Source organism: Frigoribacterium sp. SL97, from assembly GCF_026625765.1.
In the GTDB taxonomy this organism is placed as follows: domain Bacteria; phylum Actinomycetota; class Actinomycetes; order Actinomycetales; family Microbacteriaceae; genus Frigoribacterium.
The window spans coordinates 1,459,625-1,477,197 of the sequence record NZ_CP113062.1 but is presented as its reverse complement, the minus strand read 5'-3'; the positions used below and the strand labels follow the sequence as shown (position 1 = coordinate 1,477,197).

The following is a 17,573-nucleotide window of genomic DNA, read 5'->3' as shown; positions in this document are numbered from 1 at the left end:
CGCTTCCTCCGGGTGCATCGTTCGGAACGGGGTTCGTCGTCGCATCGGCGCTGCGTCACCTGAGCGCAGCCGCTGCTAGCGTCACGGGGTGCTCACCACCGACCGCCTGCTGCTGCGCCGCTGGCACGAGTCCGACCGTGCGCCGTTCACGGCCCTCAACGCCGACCCCGAGGTGATGAGGTACTTCCCCTCGACCCGCACCCGTGCCGAGAGCGACGCCCTGGTCGACCGGCTCGACGCCGCGATCGAGGCGGACGGCTTCGGGCTGTGGGCCGTCGAGCGTCGCGACTCGGGTGCGTTCGTCGGCTTCGTCGGGCTGTCCCGTCCCTCGTTCGACCCCGCGCTCGTGGGGCAGGTCGAGATCGGGTGGCGACTCGCCCGCGAGGCCTGGGGTCAGGGCGTCGCCACCGAGGCCGCCCGGGAGGTCGTCCGGTTCGCGTTCGACCCGGCCGGCGCCGACCTGCCCGCCCTGGTCAGCTTCACGACGGCGACCAACGAACCGTCCCGCCGCGTGATGCGCCGCCTCGGCATGACGCACGACCCCGCCGACGACTTCGAGCACCCCGCCCTCCCGCCGGGCCACGCTCTCCGACCGCACGTGCTGTACCGCCTGAGCCGCGCCTCCTGACCCGCGCCACCGGCGACGCCGCTCCGGGCGACGGACCGCCGAGGCAGGGGGCACGCGAGACGCGACCGGCCCCACCCTGTGGCCTACCCGGGCTCGACCCCGACCAGGCGGTCGTCCACGTCCGCCGCGGCGAGCACCGTGCCCACCTCCGCCAGCGGGATCGTCCCGCCCACGAGCGACCCCAGCGGCCACCGCCGCCACGCCTCGGTCGCCCACGCCACGGACGAGTCGAGCCGCTCCGGCTCCGCGTCGCGCACGCCGCCGACCGTGACGAGCCCCTCGACCAGCCGGGCACCGCTCACGCCGACCTCCCCGCCGCGCGCTGCCGCCCCCGCCAGCACCACGACTCCCCCGACGGCCACCCGCTCGACCAGGGCCGACGCCGCCGCGACCCCGTCGAAGGCGAGCCCCACCGTGCGGTGACGCCCCGACCGGTCGACCGACGCGATCACGCGAGAGAGGGCGTGCGGCCCGGTCTCCGCCCCGGGGTCGGCCACGGCGACGGCGCCGAACGCGCGCGACCGCTCGCGCCGCGCCTCCTCAGGGTCGACGACCACGACGCGCGCCCCGGCGTCCGTGGCCATCGCCGTCGCGACCAGTCCGACGGCACCCGCTCCCGACACGACGACGACCTGGCCCGCGAGTGACGGCACCCCCGAGAGTCCGAGCACCGAGGAGGCGCGGTGCAGCACCTCCGCGGCCGTCGCGGTCACGCCCGCCACCGGGGCGAGCACGGCCGCGGGCACGTCGTCGGCGACGACCACCACGGTGGTCCCCCGGCGCAGGTGCACGTGGCTCGCGACCGTGCCGGACAACTGCCAGCTGCGCCGCGTGCGCTCCTCGCCGTACCGCTCCCCCGAGACGCAGGCCGAGGTCAGACCCCGATGACACGGGACGCACCGACCGCACGCCACCGTGCCGGACCAGACGACGCGCATGCCGGGCCGCAGCCGTCGGCCGTCGTGGGCGCGGGCGTGCTCGTCGGCCTCGACGACCTGCCCGACCGCCGAGCCGCCCGGCACCACGGGCAGGCAGGCCGCCCCCGATCGCCGAGGGAGCGCACCACGTCGAGGCGGACGGCCGTGAGCTCGACGGCGACCAGGGCGTCCCCGCGCGCGAGGCGCACCCCGGGCACGGCGATCTCGCTGAAGCCGTGTCCGCTTGCGACCCCGGCGCCGAGCCAGACCTGTGCCGACGCCGGCGGGTCGAGGCACACGTCGTGGCCGTCGAGCACGGGACGCATCGGGTCGACCCGCGGCCGCCCCGCCTGCGTCGCCCTCGACATCGTCCCCCACCCCTCGCACCCGGCCTCCGGTGCACGCCACGACCCTAGGCAGGGCGGGTGGCGGTCCGGCGAACGGCGGGCGTCCACCCGGTGAACGCGCCGCACCGTCGAGTGGGCGGAAGATGCCGTCGCCCACCCCGTGACCAGCATCTCCTGCCCGCTCGGGCCCCGGTCACGAGCACCGGCAGGAGCGACGGAGGCGCGGCCCGGGTCAGGCGACCGGCGTCAGCCCCAGCGCCCGGATCACGTCGTCGGCCTCGTCCTCGGGCGACCGGCCGGCGTCGACCACGACGTGCCGCTCGTCGGCCTCGGGCGGTTCGAGCGTCGCGACCTGCGAGTCGAGCAGGGCGGTCGGCATGAAGTGGCCCTCGCGGGCGGCCATGCGGTCGCCGAGCAGGTCGCGGCTGCCGCGCAGGTAGACGAAGACGACGTTGTGCTCGCGCAGCACGTCGCGGTACTTCCGTTTCAGCGCCGAGCAGGTGATCACGCCGGGCACGCCCGCCAGGGCGTGTTCGACGATCCAGGACGAGACCGTGTCGAGCCAGGGTGCCCGGTCGTCGTCGTCGAGCGGGGTGCCGGCCGCCATCTTCTCGACGTTCTCGTCGGGATGCAGGTCGTCGCCCTCGTACGAGTCCCAGCCGAGCCGCTCGGCGAGCAGGGCCGCGACGGTCGACTTGCCCGAACCCGACACGCCCATGACGACGAGCACGGGGTCGGCGGCGTACGGACCGCCCGCCGGCACCGCGCCTCCCGCATCCGGCGCGGCAGCCGAGGAGGCGGGGTCCGCGTTCTCGAGGACGGTCATCAGATGAACACGCTCGCGAGCATGACCCCGGCGAGGGCCGTGAGGCTGAGGACGCACTCCATCAGGCTCCAGGTCCTGAAGTTCTGGCCGACCGTGGTGCCGAGGTACTCCTTGATCAGCCAGAAGCCGGCGTCGTTCACGTGCGACAGGAAGACCGAACCCGCACCGATGGCGAGCACCAGCAGCGACGCCTCGGGGGTCGACATGTCGGCGGCGAGCGGGGCCATGATGCCGGCGGCCGTGACCGTGGCGACGGTGGCCGACCCGGTGGCGACGCGGACGAGCGCCGCGACCACCCAGGCGACGAGCAGGACGCTCACGCCCGACTCCGACACCGCGTCACCGATCACGGTCCCGATGCCCGTGTCGATCAGGACCTGCTTGAACCCGCCACCGGCGCCGACGATGAGCAGGATGCCGGCGACGTCGGGCAGCGACGAACCGAGCGTCTTCGACACGGCGGCCTTGTCCATGCCCCCGGCGCGGGCGTAGAAGACCATCGCGTAGAGCACGGCGACGGTCAACGCGACCATCGGCGTCCCGAGGAACTCGAGCAGGTCGACCCAGGAGCCGGTCGCCGTGGGCAGCGCAGCCTCGCGGATCGAGCGCGCGAGCATGAGCACGACGGGCAACAGGATGCCGATCAGGGCGTTGACGAAGCTCGGGCGCTTGCGGGCCGAGCCCTCGCCGCCGTCCTCTTCCTTCGAGACGAAGAGGTCGGGGACCGGCACGGGCGCCCACTTGGCGGCGAGCGTCGAGAACAGCGGGCCGGCGACGATCACCGTGGGGATCGCGACGAGCACGCCGAGGCCGAGCGTCAGGCCGAGGTCGGCGCCCACGGTCGAGACGGCGAGCAGCGGGCCGGGGTGCGGGGGCACGAGGGCGTGCATCGCCGAGAGGCCGGCGAGCGCCGGGATCGCGATGCGCATGAGCGGCAGGCCCGACCGGCGGGCGACGAGCACGATCACGGGGATCAGCAGCACGAGGCCGACCTCGAAGAACATCGGCAGGCCGATCAGCGCGCCGATCAGGGCCATCACCCAGGGCAGCGCCTTCTGCGACGAGCGCGAGATGAGGGTGTCGACGATGCGGTCCGCTCCGCCCGAGTCGCTGAGCAGCTTGCCGAACATCGCGCCGAGCCCGATCAGGATGCCGACGCTCGTCATGGTCGATCCGAAGCCCGTGCCGAAGCTCGTGACGGCGTCGCCCGGGGCGAGGCCGGCGCCGATGCCGACCCCGACGGCGCCGAGCAGCAGCGCCAGGAAGGGGTGGACCTTGAGCCAGGTGATGAGGCCGACGATCACGACGATGCCCACGAGGGCCGCGATGATCAACTGCGCGTCGGTGCCCGAGGGCGTGGGGGCGGCCGTGGCCGCTGCGAGGAGGTGCATTCCGTCGCGTCCTTCCGAGGACGCTTCACTGCGACCTCTTCGTCGTGGGCCGGAGCCCGGGGGGTTGTCGTCCGTCGGCGCCGAACGGATGTCTGGCAGTCTTGTCCCACGAACGAATCTGATTAGTGTGAATAATCAGACTTATGGAGTGTGCCACAGTCGGCACCACCCCGCCACCTGCCTGCCCACCCCCCCTCGATCAAGGAGTCGTCGATGACCCCCGGCCTCGCAGCATCACGAGAACGCGGCCTGCACGCCCGGGTGGTCGACGTCCTCGGAAGCGAGATCGTCGACGGTCGACTGGCCGTGGGCTCCATCCTGAACCTCGACGACCTGGCCGTCCGCTTCACGGTGTCCCGCTCGGTGCTGCGCGAGGCCCTCCGCGTGCTGCAGTCGCTCGGCATGGTCGAGCCGCGTCAGCGCATCGGCACGCAGGTGCTCCCCCGCACCTCGTGGGACCTCATGAACCCGCAGATCATCCTCTGGCGCGGTCGCAGTCCCGAGTACTTCGTCCAGATGCGCGAACTGCTCGAGCTGCGGCTCGGCCTCGAGCCGGTCGCGGCCCGACTGAGCGCGCTCGCGTTCACCCCCGACCAGGCCTCCGCCGTCGAGGACGCCGCCCGCACGATGGTCGCCGCCGCCGCGTCCGGTGACGGCCGCGCCTACCTCGAGGCCGACGTCGCGTTCCACACCGCCGTGCTGCGCGGCTCGGGCAACGACGTCATCGGCCATTTCGCGTCCACCGTCGAGGCCCTGCTGCGCACCCGGACCGAAGAGCGCCGCTTCACCATCACCGAGTACACGCCCGCGGCGGCCGGACTGCACCTCGACCTCGCCCTCGCGATCCGGGCCGGCGACGCCGACGAGGCCTTCTCCCGCTCGTGGCGGCTGATCGACACGACCGTCGACGAGTTCGTGGCCGAGTCGGGCGGCTCCCCCGCCGCCTGATCGGCCCGGCCGCCCGTCCGGCCGTGGCCGTTGCTCGGCCACAGCCGCCCGCCTCGTCCCGGCCGCGCCATCGGCGCGTACGGCCGACTCACCGAGGAGGCGCGGTGGACGCACAGGCGCCCGTCACGTCCCGTTCACGCACCGGTCGCCCCCAGGGTGGAGCATCGACGCATGATCTCGCTCAGCGCCCTCGTCAAGCCGAAGGACGGAATCCACTCGGTCCGCCTGCTCGAGAAGAGCCTCCGCGACCACTACGAGAACGTCCCCGTCACGGACCACCAGTACCTCGTGCGCTTCGCCGACGGTCCCGCCCTGGTGACCGACGAGCTCGCGGGTCTGCGGGTCGACGTCGTGGTCTCGGACGAGCGGGCCGCGTCGCACTTCCGCGAGGCGCTGGCGGGCGAGATCGCGACCCGCGTCCTCGGGCGCACCGTCGACGTCGTGTGGTCGCGCTCGGCGAGCGTCCCCGCGCCGCTGCGCTGAGGCACGGCGGAGCCGAGGGGGTCAGTCCCCCTCGGCGTCGGCGGCCGCGATGAGCTTCGTCATCGTGCGGTGCAGCACGACGAGCTCGTCGGGCGTCACCCCGAGCCGCGCCATCATGCGGGCGGGGATGCTCTCGGCCTCACGCCTCGACGCGGCACCGGCCGGGGTCAGCTCGATCGACAGCGCGCGCTCGTCGTCGGCCCGGCGCGCTCGGGTGAGCATGCCCTGGGCCTCGAGCCGCTTGAGCAGCGGACTGAGCGTACCCGGGTCGAGCCGCAGCAGACGGCTGAGCTCACGACCCGACAGCGGTGCGTGCTGCCAGAGGGCCAGCATGACGAGGTACTGCGGGTGCGTCAGCCCCAGCGGCTCGAGCACCGGACGGTAGGCCGCCACGACGCCCCGCGAGGCGACCGAGAGCGCGAAGCAGATCTGGCTCTCGAGTTCGAGCGGATCGGCGCCGGCGGCGCTCATGCCCGCGGCGCCGGGCAGTGCACCATGGTGCGGACGCCCGTGCGGTCGACGACGTGCTCGTCCATCGGGGCGCCGCAGAGCGGGCAGGCGCCACCGTGCTGGGGGGCCACCGCCGGCGCCTCGTTCTTCAGCCCCAGCTGCGCGCCGCCGATGTAGGGACGCAGTCGGGCGTTCATGCGCTCGACCAGGTCGCCGAACCTGCTGCCGTGGTCGTGGTGCCGCTCGGGTCTCGTCATGATGGTGAGCCTACCAACGATTGGTGCCCCAACGACAGGGCCACGGCCGGTGGAGACGCGACCGCGCCCGCCCCGACGAACGGGGCGGGCGCGGAACGGCGGAACCGAGGAGGCGCGGGTGGCGTCGCTCAGGCGACCTTGCGACCCTGCGCCAGCGTCTGGTGCGCCCGGGCGGCGAGTTCGCCGCGGACCAGCACCTCGTACCGGCCGGCCTCCATGGTGCGGACCGACGAGAAGTCGCGACGACCACGCAGCATCTTGTGGCCGACGAAGCCCCACAGCGCCCCCCACAGCGCACCGAGGCCGACGGCGACGAGCAGCACGCCGATCCAGGCACCCGACGGGGCGAAGATGCCGAAGAGCAAGCCGAGCAACAGGCCGAACCACGCTCCGCCACCGGCGCCGCGTCCCGCGGCCTTGCCCGAGGTCAACCGACCCGACACGTTCTCGACGGTCCGGATGTCGTGCCCGACGATCGACACGCTCTCGACGGGGAAGCCCTCGTCCGACAAGAGGTCGACGGCCGACTGGGCGTCCTCGTACTTCGTGAACGAGGCGAGCACCTGGGGGTAACCCGCACCCGCGAAGGCGCCGATGCCGCCGGGGCCCGGGGTGCCCGTCGTCGGTGTGGCCTGCGGCCCGGGCTGGCCGTAGCCGGGCTGGCCGTACGGCGCACCCGACTGGTCGCCCTGACCCGGCACGGTGCCCGACGGGCCCGGGGCCTGCCCGGCCTGCCGACCCTGGTCGCCTGCCGGCTGCTGCCCGGCGGACTGCGGTGCGTACTCGCCGTACGCGGGGCGGGGGCGGTCGTCGGGGGTGGGCGTGGTGTCCTGCTCGTTGCTCATGCTCCCGTTCTATCGCGCCCGCGTCGACGCGGAGGGAATGCACAGACGGCCCACAGCATTCCTTGGCCCGCTCCCAGACCCATCGGCCGCACCACGGCCCCTCCCACGCTCGGGTGTCGGTCACGTGGGGCAGGATCGACGGATGACCACCACCCACGTCCTCGTGCTCGACTTCGACGGGACCGTCTGCCTGGGCGATGGCGCCGTCCTGACCTACGCGCGCCTCCTGGACGAGGCCCTCACAGCGACCGACGAGCGGCACCCACCCCGGCTGGTCGAAGCGGTGCTGGCCCGGTTCGTCGGCAGCCCGCTCGCCGACGAACCCGCCGGGGTCGACGCCGCCCTGGCCGAGGCCGACGGGTCGCCCGACGGGTACGTCGTCGCCGAGCGGGTCTCACGCGCCCTCGGCGTCGCCGACGCGGCCCGCTCGGCCGCGTACGCCGGGGCCCGGGCGGCCCTCGCGGACGGCCGCCTCGAGATCGAGGCTCCGGACGGGCTCGCCGAACTGCTCGACTCGCTGCCCGACGGCGTGCGCGTCGTGCTCGTGACGAACTCCCCCGAGCACGGCGTCGTCCAGCCCCTCGAACGACTGGGCCTCGCCGACCGCGTCGACGAGATCGTCACCGACGCGCGCAAACCGTCCGGGCTGCCCGCCGTGCTCGACCGGCTCCGCGCCGACGCGGGTCTCGCCGGCCACCCCGACCGCCTGCTCAGCGTGGGCGACATCTGGCCGAACGACCTCGAACCGGCCGCCGCCCAGGGTTCGCCGACCGCGTTGGTCGAGCGGTTCCCCTCCGCGGACGCCCGGCCGACGCATCGCGCGGGGACGCTGCCCGAGCTGTACCCGGCGATCCGCGCCTGGGCGGGACGCGCCTCCTGAGCCGAGCCGCGCCTCCCCGGACCAGCCGCACGCCCTGAGCCGCCCGCGCCGCCGGGACACGGTCCCCGGGGAGGCGCACCACCCGGCGGCGTCGGCGTCGGCGTCAGACCGTCGCCCGCACCACCGCGAAGCGGGCACCCGGGTGGTCGGCCGAGAGGTGTGCGCCGGGACGGCCGAGCATCTGCTCCCGCAGCGTGCCCGTGGCCGGCTCGGCCGGCATCCGGCCGCGGCGACGCAGTTCGGGCACGACGAGGTCGGCGAAGTCGGCCAGGTCGGCCGTGCCGAAGATCGGCTCGATCAGGAATCCGTCGAGGTCGGTCTCGTCGACGAGCCGCTCGAGCTCGTCCGCGACCTCGACGGGGTCGCCGACCAGCTGGAGCCCCCGGGTGCCCTTGCCTCGCAGGTCGTCGAGGATCTCGCGCACGGTCGGGGCCGGCGAACCGTCCTTCGGCAGGAACCGGTCGATGTTGCTCTGACCCATCTGCCCGACGGGGCCTCCGTCGTCCTGCAGCTGCGTCAGGTCGCGGGACGGGTCGAGCGAGAGCAGGTCGATGCCCGTGTTGCCCGCGTAGAGGACGGCGACGACCTCGTCGGTCTGCAGGTCGTCGAACTCCTTCCGCAGCGCGACGGCCTCGTCGTGGGTCGGGGCCACCGTGACGGTGAGCCCGACCATGATCTTGACCGACTCGGGGTCGCGGCCGAGGGCGGCCGCCTTCGCGCGGATGTCGGCGACGTTCGCGGCCGTCTTCGGCACCGTCGTGCCCTGCACGAAGACGCACTCGGCGTTGCGCGCGGCGTAGGCGCGCCCCCGGTCGGACGTGCCGGCCTGGAACAGGACGGGCGTCCGCTGCGGCGACGGGGCGACCGTGAAGTAGCCGGACGACCGGAAGTGCTCGCCGGCGAACTCGACCCGGTGGATCCGGTCTCGGTCGGCGAGGACGCCCGCCTCGGCGTCGCCGCGGAACGCGCCGTCCTCCCAGCAGCCCTCCCAGAGCGTGATCGCCAGGTCGACGTACTCGTCGGCCTGGTCGTAGCGGGCGTCGTGGCCGCGCATCTGGTCGTGGCCGAACAGCTCGGCGACGGTGTTCTGCGAGGCGCCCGTGACGATGTTCCAGCCGATGCGGCCGCCCGTCAGGTGGTCGAGCGTGGCGAAGCGGCGGGCCGACTGCACGGGGTGGTCGAGGCCGGTCGACGAGGTGACGACGAAGCCGAGCCGTTCGGTCTCGCGGGCCAGGGTCGGGATCAGCAGGGCCGGGTCCATGCCGGGGAAGTTGATGCCGCCCCGCGCCGCGGTCTCGGGCAGGTCGCCGTCGACCGACGGGTAACCGAACCCGTCGGCGAAGAACAGGAAGTCGAAGCCGGCCGCGTCGAGCAGCTTCGCCATGCCGATCCACAGGTCGAGCCCGTGGTAGCCGAGCGAGTCGCTGCGCGGGTGGGACCAGCTGAGGGTGCCGCCGACCTGGGGGCCGGCGACTTCGAACACACCGAGACGGATCTGCTTCATGACGTCAGTGAACCGGATGGTTCACCCAGAGTCCAGCCCCGAAACAAGGTCTTAACACGGGACTCCCCTCAGGCGGGGACGGCGGCGGCGCGGACGCGGGCGACGAGCGCCGCGGTCGCGTCGACGGCCGCGCGGTCGACGGCCGCGCTCGCCCCGGCGCTGAGCAGCGTCGCCTGGAGACCGCGCCAGAGCGCGACCGTCTCGTGCGCGAGCGACTCGGCCCGCGCCTCCTCGACGCCCTCGGCGCGGTACGCGGCCGCCACCTGACCCACCCACTCGGAGCCGATGTCGCCGAGCAGCGAGGCGTAGCGCTCGCGATCGAAGCTCGCGAGGCCGAACACCTCGAAGAACAGGCGGTTGAAGGGCTGGTTGACGGGATCGGACACCGTCCGCCAGACGGCGAGGAGGCGCTGGTCGAGGGGCAGGTCCGGCCCGGCCAGGTGGTCCACGACCCCGACGATGCCCGGGAACCGCCGTTCGGCTCCGTGCAGCGCCGTGACGACCAGTTCTTCGCGGTTGCCGAAGTAGTACAGCAGCATGCGGTTGTTCGAGCCGACCGCCGTCGCGAGGGCGCGCAGGGTGAGCTGGCCGACGCCGTTCTCGAGCACGTGGTCGACGACGCGCTCGAGCAGTTCGGCCCTCTTGTCGGACGACTCACGCGTGGCCATGACCCCGAAACTAACGTCTCGCGAGGTCGGCGACGACGGCAACACGACCGAAACGACGATGAAACAGTCCGGGTCTAGCTTTTCGACACCTCACCCGAACGAACCTCAGGAGTTCCCCCATGAGCCCTCTCTCCGTTCCTCCCGCGTTCCGCTCCACCTCCCTCGACCGCCGCGGGTTCCTGCGCCTGGGCGGGTCGGCCGCCCTCGTCGTCGGCACGACCGCCCTGCTCGCCGCCTGCACCGACTCGTCGGCCGGGACGGGCGCGGCGACCGGCGGGGCCGCGTCCGGCGGGTCGTTCGGCACCATCGCCGTCCAGCTCTCGTGGATCAAGAACATCGAGTTCGCGGGCGAGTACTTCGCCACGGAGAAGGGCTACTACACCGACGCCGGCTTCAGCGAGGTCACGCTGCTCGCGGGCGGCGGGCAGACCGGAGCCGAGGAGGCGCTGCTCGCCGGGCAGGCCAAGGTCGGGTTGTCGTCGGCCTCGCTCACCGGCCCCTCGGTCGCTCAGGGCGCCGCCCTCAAGATCATCGGCACGACGTTCCAGAAGAACCCGTTCTGCCTGCTCTCGCTCGAGGAGGGAGAGCCGATCCGCACCCTGGCCGACCTCAAGGGCAAGAAGATCGGCGTGCAGTCCGGCGGCAACCAGACGATCTTCGAGGGCTTCCTCAAGGCCAACGACATGACGCTGGACGACGTCGAGCTCGTCGCCACGCAGTACGACATCGCCCCGCTCGAGACGAACGCCTACGACGCGCACATGTCGTACATCACGAACGAGCCGATCCTCGCCGAGATGGACGGCTTCACCCCGGTCGTGCTCGGCTTCGCCGACAACGGACTTCCCTTCGTCGCCGAGACCTTCACCGTCACGCAGGACACCATCGACAACGAGCGCGACATGCTCAAGGCCTTCCTGGTCGCCGAGATCAAGGGCTGGACCGACGCGGTGAAGGACCCGGAGCAGAGCGCGAAGTACGCCGCCGAGAAGTACGGCAAGGACCAGGACCTCGACGTCGAGGAGCAGACGGCCGAGGCCGAGGCGCAGAACACGCTGATCCTCACCGAGGACGTCAACGCCAACGGCCTGTTCACGATGACCGACGAGCTGGTCGCCGAGAACATCGCCTCGCTCAAGGCCATGGGCACCGACGTGTCGGCCGACGACCTCTTCGACCTCAGCATCATCAAGGAGGTCTACGAGGAGAACCCCGACCTCGTCACGACCTTCGAGATCCCCACGGCATGACCATGACGGACGGCACCACGACCGCGCGCACCACGCTGCCGCTCACGACGGCCACGGGCGACCCCGCCGACCGACCCGAACTCGCCACGGGCATCAACATCCAGGGGCTGACCAAGTCGTTCCAGCTCGGTCGGAAGAGCGTGCAGGCCCTGACGCAGATCGACCTGGGCACGAAGAAGGACTCGTTCCTCAGCCTGCTCGGCCCCTCGGGCTGCGGCAAGTCGACCATCCTGCGCATCCTGGCGGGGCTCGAGACGCCCACCTCGGGCAGCGTCGTGATCAACGGCAAGACCGCGGCCGAGGTGCAGCGCGGGCACGAGACGGGCATCGCGTTCCAGGACTCGGCCCTGCTGCCCTGGCGCAGCGTGGAGAACAACATCCGGTTGCCGCTCGAAGTCGCCGGGCTGACTCCCCCGGCCGGCCTGATCGACGACCTGATCGACCTCGTCGGCCTGAAGGGCTTCGAGAAGGCCAAGCCGGCGCAGCTGTCGGGCGGCATGCGCCAGCGCGTCTCGATCGCCCGCTGCCTCGCCGTGCAGCCGACCATCATGCTGCTCGACGAGCCCTTCGGCGCGCTCGACGACATGACGCGGCAGCGCATGAACGTGGAGCTGCTGCGCATCTGGGGCGAGAAGCCCGCCACGACGCTCATGGTGACGCACGGCATCGCCGAGGCCGTGTTCCTGTCCGACGTCGTCGCCGTGATGAGCGCCCGGCCCGGCCGCATCGCCGAGGTGGTCGAGATCGACCTGCCCCGACCGCGTCTGCCCGAGCTGACCCGCACCCCGGAGTTCCACGCGTACGTCGACCGCATCTCCGAGATCCTGTTCGGCTCGCACGGGGCGGCCGCCGATGACTGACCTGCACACGTCGCCCCGCGAGACGGCCGAGCGCGAGGTCGAGGTCGAGGCGGAGCTGGGCCAGAGCGTGGCGCTCCAGGCCGAGACCGTCCGGGGTCGCGAGCGACGGTCGGTGCTCGGCTCGATGGCGGCTGCCCCGCCGTGGGTCGGCGCCCTCGTCGGGATCGTGCTCATCGTCGCGATCTGGCAGGTCGTGGCCGTCACGCTCTTCTCGGTGACGGGCTCGGTGCCCCCACCCGGCCAGGTGCTCGTCCAGCTCGTCACCGACCTCAGCGACCTCGTCTACTGGCGTGCCATCGGCGCGACCGCCGGCAGCGCGGCGTGGGGCTTCCTCTGGGGCAACCTCATCGCGTTCGCGCTGGCCTTCGCCGTGCTGCTCGTGCCGTGGTTCGAGGGCCTCTCGACCCAGCTCGCAGTGGTCTGCTCGTGCATCCCGCTGACCGCGATCGCCCCGATCGTCACGCTCATGTCGCCCGCCGGCGGCCGGACGACGTCGATCTTCCTGGCCGCGCTCAGCGTGATCTTCACCACCGTCATCGGCACCCTGCTCGGCCTGCGGGCCGCGAGCGAGACCCAGCTCGACGTCATCACGGCCTACGGTGGCTCGCGCTGGACGCAGCTGGTCAAGGTCCGTCTGATCGCCGCCCTGCCCAGCATCCTCGCGGCACTGAAGCTGGCGGCCCCCGCGGCGTTCCTCGGGGCGGTGCTCGGCGAGTACTTCCTCATCGGCGTCGACCAGGGCCTCGGCATCCTGCTGCTCGCGGCGCAGGCCACGGCGGCGTCGGTCAAGCTCTGGGCGCTGGCCCTGATCTCGGGCGGCATCGCCGGGATCGCCTACTTCGTCATCGGGCGGATCAGCCGACTGGTCACGCCCTGGTCGGCGGGCGACAGCCGCGCCGGAGAGGGGTTCTGATGGCCACGACCCTGCCCACGGGCACCGGCACCCGCGTCACCGCCCCCGCGGTCTCGACCAGCGCCTCCTCGACCGCCCGGTTCGTCCTGCGGCGCATCGGCCGCACCGTGCTGACGATCGCGATCTCGGCGGTCATCCTCGGCATCCTGTGGAACCTCGCCATCGTCGTGCTGCAGGCCAACGCGTTCATCGCGAAGACCCCGGCCGACGTGTTCCGTTGGTTCTTCGTCGACTCCGAACTCAGTCGGACCACGGCCGCCGAGAACCGCGTGCACATCGCAGGCCTGCTCGGCGTGACCCTGTGGCACGCCGCGATCGGCTTCGTCTTCGGCGTCGGCGGGTCCCTCGTCGTGGCGATCGTGTTCACCCTGATCCGCCCGGTCGAGTTCATGTTCATGCCGATCGCCATGCTGCTGCGCACCGTCCCGCTGCTCGCGATGGCGCCCGTGATCTACCTCGTGCTGGGCAACGGCATCGTCACCGCCGGCTTCATCGGCGGGGTGGTCGTGTTCTTCCCGTTGTTGGTGAACCTGACCCTCGGCTTCCGCTCGGTCAGCGCCCAGTCGGTCGACCTCATCCGGGTCTACGGCGGGAGCCGGTGGACGATCATGCGCAAGGTCGCGTTCCCCACCGCCCTGCCGTACTTCTTCGCCTCGATGCGCATCGCCGTGCCGGGAGCCATCACCGGCGCGATGCTCTACGAGTGGCTGTTCACCTACGAGGGCCTCGGCGCCGCCATCACGGCCGCCAAGTCGCAGTCGCAGTACGGCGAGATCTGGGCGATCGTCGTGCTGATCACCCTCGTCTCGATCGTGCTCTACACGGTCACGACGTTCGTCGAGACGGCGGTGCTCGCGAAGTGGGGCCCCAACGCCGGCAAGGCGACCGCCTCGTGACGCGCCGCGTGCTGGTCGACACCGACACCGGCATCGACGACGCCCTCGCGCTGCTCTGGCTCGCCGCGCAGCCCGACGTCGAGATCGTCGGCATCACCGTCGTCTACGGCAACTGCGCCGTCGACGACGCCCTGCGGAACGTCGGACACGTGCTGCGGCTCGTCGGACTCGAGGACGTCCCGGTCGCCCGGGGCGCGGAGGGCCCCCTCGAGGCGGAGGCGCACATCGCGCACTACGTCCACGGTCACGACGGTCTCGGTGACGTCGTCGCCGACCGGCCGCTCCCGCGCGTGCTGCTCGACACCCCGGCGGCCGGACGCCTCGTCGAGGTCGCCCGGGAGTCCCCGGGCGAGATCGACCTGCTCACCCTCGGGCCGCTCACCAACGTGGCCCTGGCGCTGAGGGCCGAGCCGCGCCTCCTGACCCTCTTCCGGTCGGTGACGGTCATGGGCGGCAGCGGGCCGTTCCCTCCCCTCGGCCGCACGGACATGGTCGACGCGAACGTGCAGAACGACGGCGTGGCCGCGCGGGAGGTCTTCGCCGCCCCGGCGACCTCCCGCCTCATGGTCGGCGTGAACGCGACGTCGCAGGTGATCACCGACGAGTCGCACGTCGCGGCGCTCCGGGGCTCGGGCACGCCGACCGGCACGTTCGCCGCCGACGTCCTGGCGACCTACCTGGACTTCTACCGGAACGCCTGGGGCCGCCGCGTCAGCCCCGTGCACGACGGACTCGCCGCCGCGCTGATGGTCCACCCCGAGTGGATCGCCGACAGCGTCACCGGCCCCGTCGGCATCACGAACGACGGCTTCGCGACCCGCGGCCGGGTGCTGCGCACGGCCGACGGCGCCGGGGTCGACTGGCACCCGGACGGCCCCGTGCCGACCGGCGGCCCGTCGACCCCCACGACGGCGGTCACCGCCGTCCACACCGACCTCTTCCTCCCGTCGTTCGTCGACGCCCTGATCCACGGAGCCCGCTCGTGACCACCACCTCCCCCGCCGACGCGACCCGCGCCTCCTCGGCTGCCACCCCCTCACCCGCCGGCGCCGTCGTGCGCGACCTGCGCGCCCTGCCCAAGGGCCACCTGCACCTGCACATGGAGGCGGCGATCCGCCCCGACTCGCTGGCCGACATGGCGGCGGCGTCGGGCGTCGTCGTGCCGATGCCGACCAGCTTCGGCGACTTCAGCGAGTTCAGTGCGACGTACCAGGGCATGCTCGTGGTCGTGGCGGAGAGGGAGAACCTCTTCCGCCTGATCGACGAGGCGATCGAGGACTGCGCCGTCGAGGGCGTCGCCTACGTCGAGTTCGGGGCGAGCCCGCAGTTCTACGTCGCCACCTTCGGGTCCCTCGACGACTCGCTGCGGGCGATGCTCGCGGCCTGCGCCGAGAGCGGCGAGCGATGGGGCGTCGAGGTCGGCCTGATGATCACGGTCGACCGCACCGAGAGCGTCGAGGCCGCGAACGAGCTGGCCCACCTGGCCTCCGCCTATGCCGACCGCGGCGTCGTCTCGCTCGGCCTCGCCAACGACGAGCGCGGCAACCCGGCGGCGCGCTACGAGGAGGCGTTCCGCATCGCCAAGGACGCGGGCCTGCTCTCGACGCCGCACGCCGGCGAGCTCGCCGGCCCGGACCAGATCGAGGAGGCGCTGGACGTCCTCGGTGCCGACCGTGTGCTGCACGGCGTGACGGCCGTGCGGAGCGCACCGCTGATGGCCCGGCTGGCCGCCGAGGGCGTCTGCCTCGACGTGTGCCTCACCTCGAACGTGTTGCTCTCGGTGATCCCGACGATCGAGGACCACCCGCTGAAGCGCCTCGTCGAGGCCGGCGTGCGGTGCTCGATCAACGCCGACGACCCCATCCTGTTCGGGCCGGGCGTGCTCGCCGAGTACGAGTTGGCCCGGACCACCCTCGGCCTCTCCGACGAGCAGCTCGCCGCGTGCGCGCTGAGCTCGATCGAGTGCTCGGGGGCGAGCGACGGGCTCAAGGAGCGGGCGGCCGGCGAGATCGCGGCGTGGCTGGCGGCGTGACCCCGCCCATCCGGCGCCTGGTCGTCGAGGGCGCCCACGTCGCGACGGTCGACGCCCACGACACCGAGCACGCCGGCGGGCACGTCGTCGTCGACGGATCGCGCATCGTCGCCGTCGGGCCGGGACCCGCCCCCGCGTGGTGCACCGCCGGGCTGGCCCCGCCCGGCTGGGCGGCCGGGTCGGTTCCCGGGTCGGGCGGGCCTGCTTCTGAGCCAGCCGGGCCGGATGCCGCACCGATCGCGGTCGAGCGCGTCGACGGCCGGGGACACCTGCTGACCCCCGGCCTGGTCAACACGCACCACCACCTCTACCAATGGCTGACCCGTGGCGTCGCGCAGGACTCCATCCTGTTCGACTGGCTCGTCGCGCTCTACCCGACCTGGGCGCGCATCGACGAGCCGCTCGTCGAGGCCGGGGCCGCCGCCGCGATCGCCGTGCTCGCCCGGTCGGGGTGCACGACCGTCGGCGACCACCACTACGTCTTCCCGGCCGGTGCCGGCGATCTGCTGGGCGGCATCGTCCGGGCCGCCGGGACCGTCGGCGTCCGTCTGCACGCCACGCGCGGCTCGATGGACCTCGGTCGGTCGCAGGGCGGCCTGCCCCCGGACTTCGCCGTCGAGACCACGGACGCCGCGCTGCGCGCCAGCCAGGAGGCGGTGGCGCGGTTCCACGACCCGTCCGGCGACGCGCGGGTCCAGATCGCGATCGCGCCCTGCTCGCCGTTCTCGGTGACGCCCGACCTGCTGCGCGAGGCCGCCGTCCTCGGGCGGCAGCTCGGAGTCCGGCTGCACACCCACGGCTCCGAGACCGTGGAGGAGGACGCGTTCTGCCTCGAGCGGTTCGGCCGCACGCCGACCCAGTACCTGGAGGACCTCGGCTGGCTCGGCGACGACGTCTGGATGGCCCACTGCGTCCACCTCGACGACCACGCGGTCGGACGGTTCGCCGCGACCGGGACCGGTGTGGCGCACTGCCCCTCGTCGAACGGTCGTCTCGCCGCGGGCATCGCCCCGATCGCGTCGTTGCTGCGCGCGGGGGCGCCCGTGGGGCTCGGGGTCGACGGTGCCGCGTCCAACGAGTCCGGCCAGCTCGGCACCGAGATCCGGCAGGCGGTGCTCTTCGGGCGCCTGCGCTCCGGGGCGGACGCGTTCTCGGTCCGGCAGGGCCTGCGCCTGGCGACGATCGGCGGTGCCCGCGTGCTCGGACGCGACGCGGACCTCGGCTCGATCGAGGTCGGGAAGCTCGCCGACCTCGCCCTCTGGCGCGTCGACGGGGTCGAGTTCGCGGGCATCGCCGACCCGGTGGCCGCCCTGGGGCTCGCCTCGATGCCGCCGCTGGCCCGGCTCTGGGTCGGCGGCGACGCGGTCGTGGCGGACGGCGAGCTCGTCCACGCGGACCAGGGTCTGCTCGCCGAGGGCGCGGCCCGGGCGTCGGCGGAGCTGCGCGCCCGCGTCTGACGCGACCCGCGCCTCCTTGCG

General features: G+C 73.0%; 19 protein-coding genes. 11 read left to right on the top strand and 8 right to left on the bottom strand.

What is annotated here, in order from left to right; translation table 11 throughout:
- Nucleotides 1-88 precede the first annotated feature (88 nt).
- Nucleotides 89-628 (top strand): GNAT family N-acetyltransferase, encoded by a 540-nt coding sequence (locus OVA02_RS07100; RefSeq protein ID WP_056048258.1) that lies wholly within the window; start codon nt 89-91, stop codon nt 626-628.
- Between the two features lie 83 nt (nt 629-711).
- Here the strand turns inward: OVA02_RS07100 and OVA02_RS07095 are convergent, their stop codons facing one another.
- The 3 genes from OVA02_RS07095 to OVA02_RS07085 form a co-directional block, all read right to left on the bottom strand.
- Nucleotides 712-1,653: a zinc-binding dehydrogenase gene (locus OVA02_RS07095; RefSeq protein ID WP_267659516.1), complete on the bottom strand. Its 942-nt coding sequence runs from the start codon at nt 1,651-1,653 to the stop codon at nt 712-714.
- 471 nt (nt 1,654-2,124) lie between these two features.
- On the bottom strand, nt 2,125-2,718 hold the full coding sequence (locus OVA02_RS07090) for a gluconokinase (RefSeq protein WP_420709640.1): 594 nt from the start codon (nt 2,716-2,718) through the stop codon (nt 2,125-2,127).
- A complete protein-coding gene (locus tag OVA02_RS07085) occupies nt 2,718-4,109 on the bottom strand; it encodes a GntP family permease (protein ID WP_267659515.1) in 1,392 nt (463 codons plus the stop codon). Before OVA02_RS07085 ends, OVA02_RS07090 begins: the two co-directional genes overlap by 1 nt.
- Before the next feature lie 213 nt (nt 4,110-4,322).
- Here OVA02_RS07085 and OVA02_RS07080 point away from each other — a divergent pair, with 213 nt between their 5' ends.
- The gene (locus tag OVA02_RS07080; RefSeq protein WP_162234613.1) at nt 4,323-5,057 is read left to right on the top strand and encodes a FadR/GntR family transcriptional regulator; all 735 of its coding nucleotides are present in this window, start codon (nt 4,323-4,325) and stop codon (nt 5,055-5,057) included.
- Between the two features lie 171 nt (nt 5,058-5,228).
- Nucleotides 5,229-5,540 carry a hypothetical protein gene (locus OVA02_RS07075; RefSeq protein WP_056048270.1) on the top strand — a complete coding sequence of 104 codons (312 nt, stop codon included), beginning with the start codon at nt 5,229-5,231 and terminating at the stop codon, nt 5,538-5,540.
- Between the two features lie 21 nt (nt 5,541-5,561).
- Here the strand turns inward: OVA02_RS07075 and OVA02_RS07070 are convergent, their stop codons facing one another.
- The 3 genes from OVA02_RS07070 to OVA02_RS07060 all read right to left on the bottom strand — a co-directional run bounded on the left by OVA02_RS07070 (nt 5,562) and on the right by OVA02_RS07060 (nt 7,092).
- A complete protein-coding gene (locus tag OVA02_RS07070; protein ID WP_056048272.1) occupies nt 5,562-6,011 on the bottom strand; it encodes a MarR family winged helix-turn-helix transcriptional regulator in 450 nt (149 codons plus the stop codon).
- A complete protein-coding gene (locus tag OVA02_RS07065) occupies nt 6,008-6,247 on the bottom strand; it encodes a hypothetical protein (RefSeq protein WP_123520256.1) in 240 nt (79 codons plus the stop codon). The genes OVA02_RS07070 and OVA02_RS07065 overlap by 4 nt, the downstream gene beginning before the upstream one ends.
- A gap of 128 nt (nt 6,248-6,375) precedes the next feature.
- A complete protein-coding gene (locus OVA02_RS07060) occupies nt 6,376-7,092 on the bottom strand; it encodes a general stress protein (RefSeq protein WP_267659514.1) in 717 nt (238 codons plus the stop codon).
- Nucleotides 7,093-7,234: 142 nt separating this feature from the next.
- On the opposite strand from OVA02_RS07060, the gene OVA02_RS07055 reads away from it, so the two are divergent.
- A complete protein-coding gene (locus OVA02_RS07055; protein WP_267659513.1) occupies nt 7,235-7,972 on the top strand; it encodes an HAD family hydrolase in 738 nt (245 codons plus the stop codon).
- Nucleotides 7,973-8,075: 103 nt separating this feature from the next.
- Here the strand turns inward: OVA02_RS07055 and OVA02_RS07050 are convergent, their stop codons facing one another.
- Together OVA02_RS07050 and OVA02_RS07045 are read right to left on the bottom strand one after the other, a co-directional pair.
- Complete coding sequence (locus tag OVA02_RS07050) at nt 8,076-9,476, bottom strand: NtaA/DmoA family FMN-dependent monooxygenase (RefSeq protein ID WP_200413189.1); 1,401 nt, start codon at nt 9,474-9,476, stop codon at nt 8,076-8,078.
- 68 nt (nt 9,477-9,544) lie between these two features.
- Entirely contained in the window at nt 9,545-10,144 is a 600-nt protein-coding gene (locus OVA02_RS07045) for a TetR/AcrR family transcriptional regulator (protein WP_267659512.1), read from the bottom strand.
- A gap of 119 nt (nt 10,145-10,263) precedes the next feature.
- Here OVA02_RS07045 and OVA02_RS07040 point away from each other — a divergent pair, with 119 nt between their 5' ends.
- Genes OVA02_RS07040 through OVA02_RS07010 form a run of 7 tightly spaced genes read left to right on the top strand, consistent with a single transcriptional unit; the run spans nt 10,264 to nt 17,552 of the window.
- Nucleotides 10,264-11,394: an ABC transporter substrate-binding protein gene (locus OVA02_RS07040; RefSeq protein WP_056048287.1), complete on the top strand. Its 1,131-nt coding sequence runs from the start codon at nt 10,264-10,266 to the stop codon at nt 11,392-11,394.
- Nucleotides 11,391-12,254, top strand: a complete 864-nt coding sequence (locus OVA02_RS07035; protein WP_267659511.1) for an ABC transporter ATP-binding protein — start codon at nt 11,391-11,393, stop codon at nt 12,252-12,254. Before OVA02_RS07040 ends, OVA02_RS07035 begins: the two co-directional genes overlap by 4 nt.
- Complete coding sequence (locus OVA02_RS07030; protein ID WP_267659510.1) at nt 12,247-13,167, top strand: ABC transporter permease; 921 nt, start codon at nt 12,247-12,249, stop codon at nt 13,165-13,167. The genes OVA02_RS07035 and OVA02_RS07030 overlap by 8 nt, the downstream gene beginning before the upstream one ends.
- Nucleotides 13,167-14,063, top strand: coding sequence for an ABC transporter permease (locus OVA02_RS07025; RefSeq protein ID WP_267659509.1), 897 nt, complete (start codon nt 13,167-13,169; stop codon nt 14,061-14,063). The genes OVA02_RS07030 and OVA02_RS07025 overlap by 1 nt, the downstream gene beginning before the upstream one ends.
- Nucleotides 14,060-15,049 (top strand): nucleoside hydrolase, encoded by a 990-nt coding sequence (locus OVA02_RS07020; RefSeq protein ID WP_267659508.1) that lies wholly within the window; start codon nt 14,060-14,062, stop codon nt 15,047-15,049. Before OVA02_RS07025 ends, OVA02_RS07020 begins: the two co-directional genes overlap by 4 nt.
- On the top strand, nt 15,046-16,095 hold the full coding sequence (gene add, locus OVA02_RS07015) for an adenosine deaminase (RefSeq protein WP_267659507.1): 1,050 nt from the start codon (nt 15,046-15,048) through the stop codon (nt 16,093-16,095). Before OVA02_RS07020 ends, add begins: the two co-directional genes overlap by 4 nt.
- Nucleotides 16,092-17,552, top strand: a complete 1,461-nt coding sequence (locus tag OVA02_RS07010; protein ID WP_267659506.1) for an 8-oxoguanine deaminase — start codon at nt 16,092-16,094, stop codon at nt 17,550-17,552. The genes add and OVA02_RS07010 overlap by 4 nt, the downstream gene beginning before the upstream one ends.
- The last annotated feature ends 21 nt before the right edge of the window (nt 17,553-17,573 follow it).

Bases quoted from the DNA above. Each gene is read 5' to 3' on its own strand.
- OVA02_RS07090 (WP_420709640.1), bottom strand. From the start codon at position 2,718: ATGACCGTCCTCGAGAACGCGGACCCCGCCTCCTCGGCTGCCGCGCCG.
- OVA02_RS07085 (WP_267659515.1), bottom strand. From the start codon at position 4,109: ATGCACCTCCTCGCAGCGGCCACGGCCGCCCCCACGCCCTCGGGCACC.
- OVA02_RS07080 (WP_162234613.1), top strand. From the start codon at position 4,323: ATGACCCCCGGCCTCGCAGCATCACGAGAACGCGGCCTGCACGCCCGG.
- OVA02_RS07075 (WP_056048270.1), top strand. From the start codon at position 5,229: ATGATCTCGCTCAGCGCCCTCGTCAAGCCGAAGGACGGAATCCACTCG.
- OVA02_RS07070 (WP_056048272.1), bottom strand. From the start codon at position 6,011: ATGAGCGCCGCCGGCGCCGATCCGCTCGAACTCGAGAGCCAGATCTGC.
- OVA02_RS07065 (WP_123520256.1), bottom strand. From the start codon at position 6,247: ATGACGAGACCCGAGCGGCACCACGACCACGGCAGCAGGTTCGGCGAC.
- OVA02_RS07060 (WP_267659514.1), bottom strand. From the start codon at position 7,092: ATGAGCAACGAGCAGGACACCACGCCCACCCCCGACGACCGCCCCCGC.
- OVA02_RS07055 (WP_267659513.1), top strand. From the start codon at position 7,235: ATGACCACCACCCACGTCCTCGTGCTCGACTTCGACGGGACCGTCTGC.
- OVA02_RS07050 (WP_200413189.1), bottom strand. From the start codon at position 9,476: ATGAAGCAGATCCGTCTCGGTGTGTTCGAAGTCGCCGGCCCCCAGGTC.
- OVA02_RS07045 (WP_267659512.1), bottom strand. From the start codon at position 10,144: ATGGCCACGCGTGAGTCGTCCGACAAGAGGGCCGAACTGCTCGAGCGC.
- OVA02_RS07040 (WP_056048287.1), top strand. From the start codon at position 10,264: ATGAGCCCTCTCTCCGTTCCTCCCGCGTTCCGCTCCACCTCCCTCGAC.
- OVA02_RS07035 (WP_267659511.1), top strand. From the start codon at position 11,391: ATGACCATGACGGACGGCACCACGACCGCGCGCACCACGCTGCCGCTC.
- OVA02_RS07030 (WP_267659510.1), top strand. From the start codon at position 12,247: ATGACTGACCTGCACACGTCGCCCCGCGAGACGGCCGAGCGCGAGGTC.
- OVA02_RS07025 (WP_267659509.1), top strand. From the start codon at position 13,167: ATGGCCACGACCCTGCCCACGGGCACCGGCACCCGCGTCACCGCCCCC.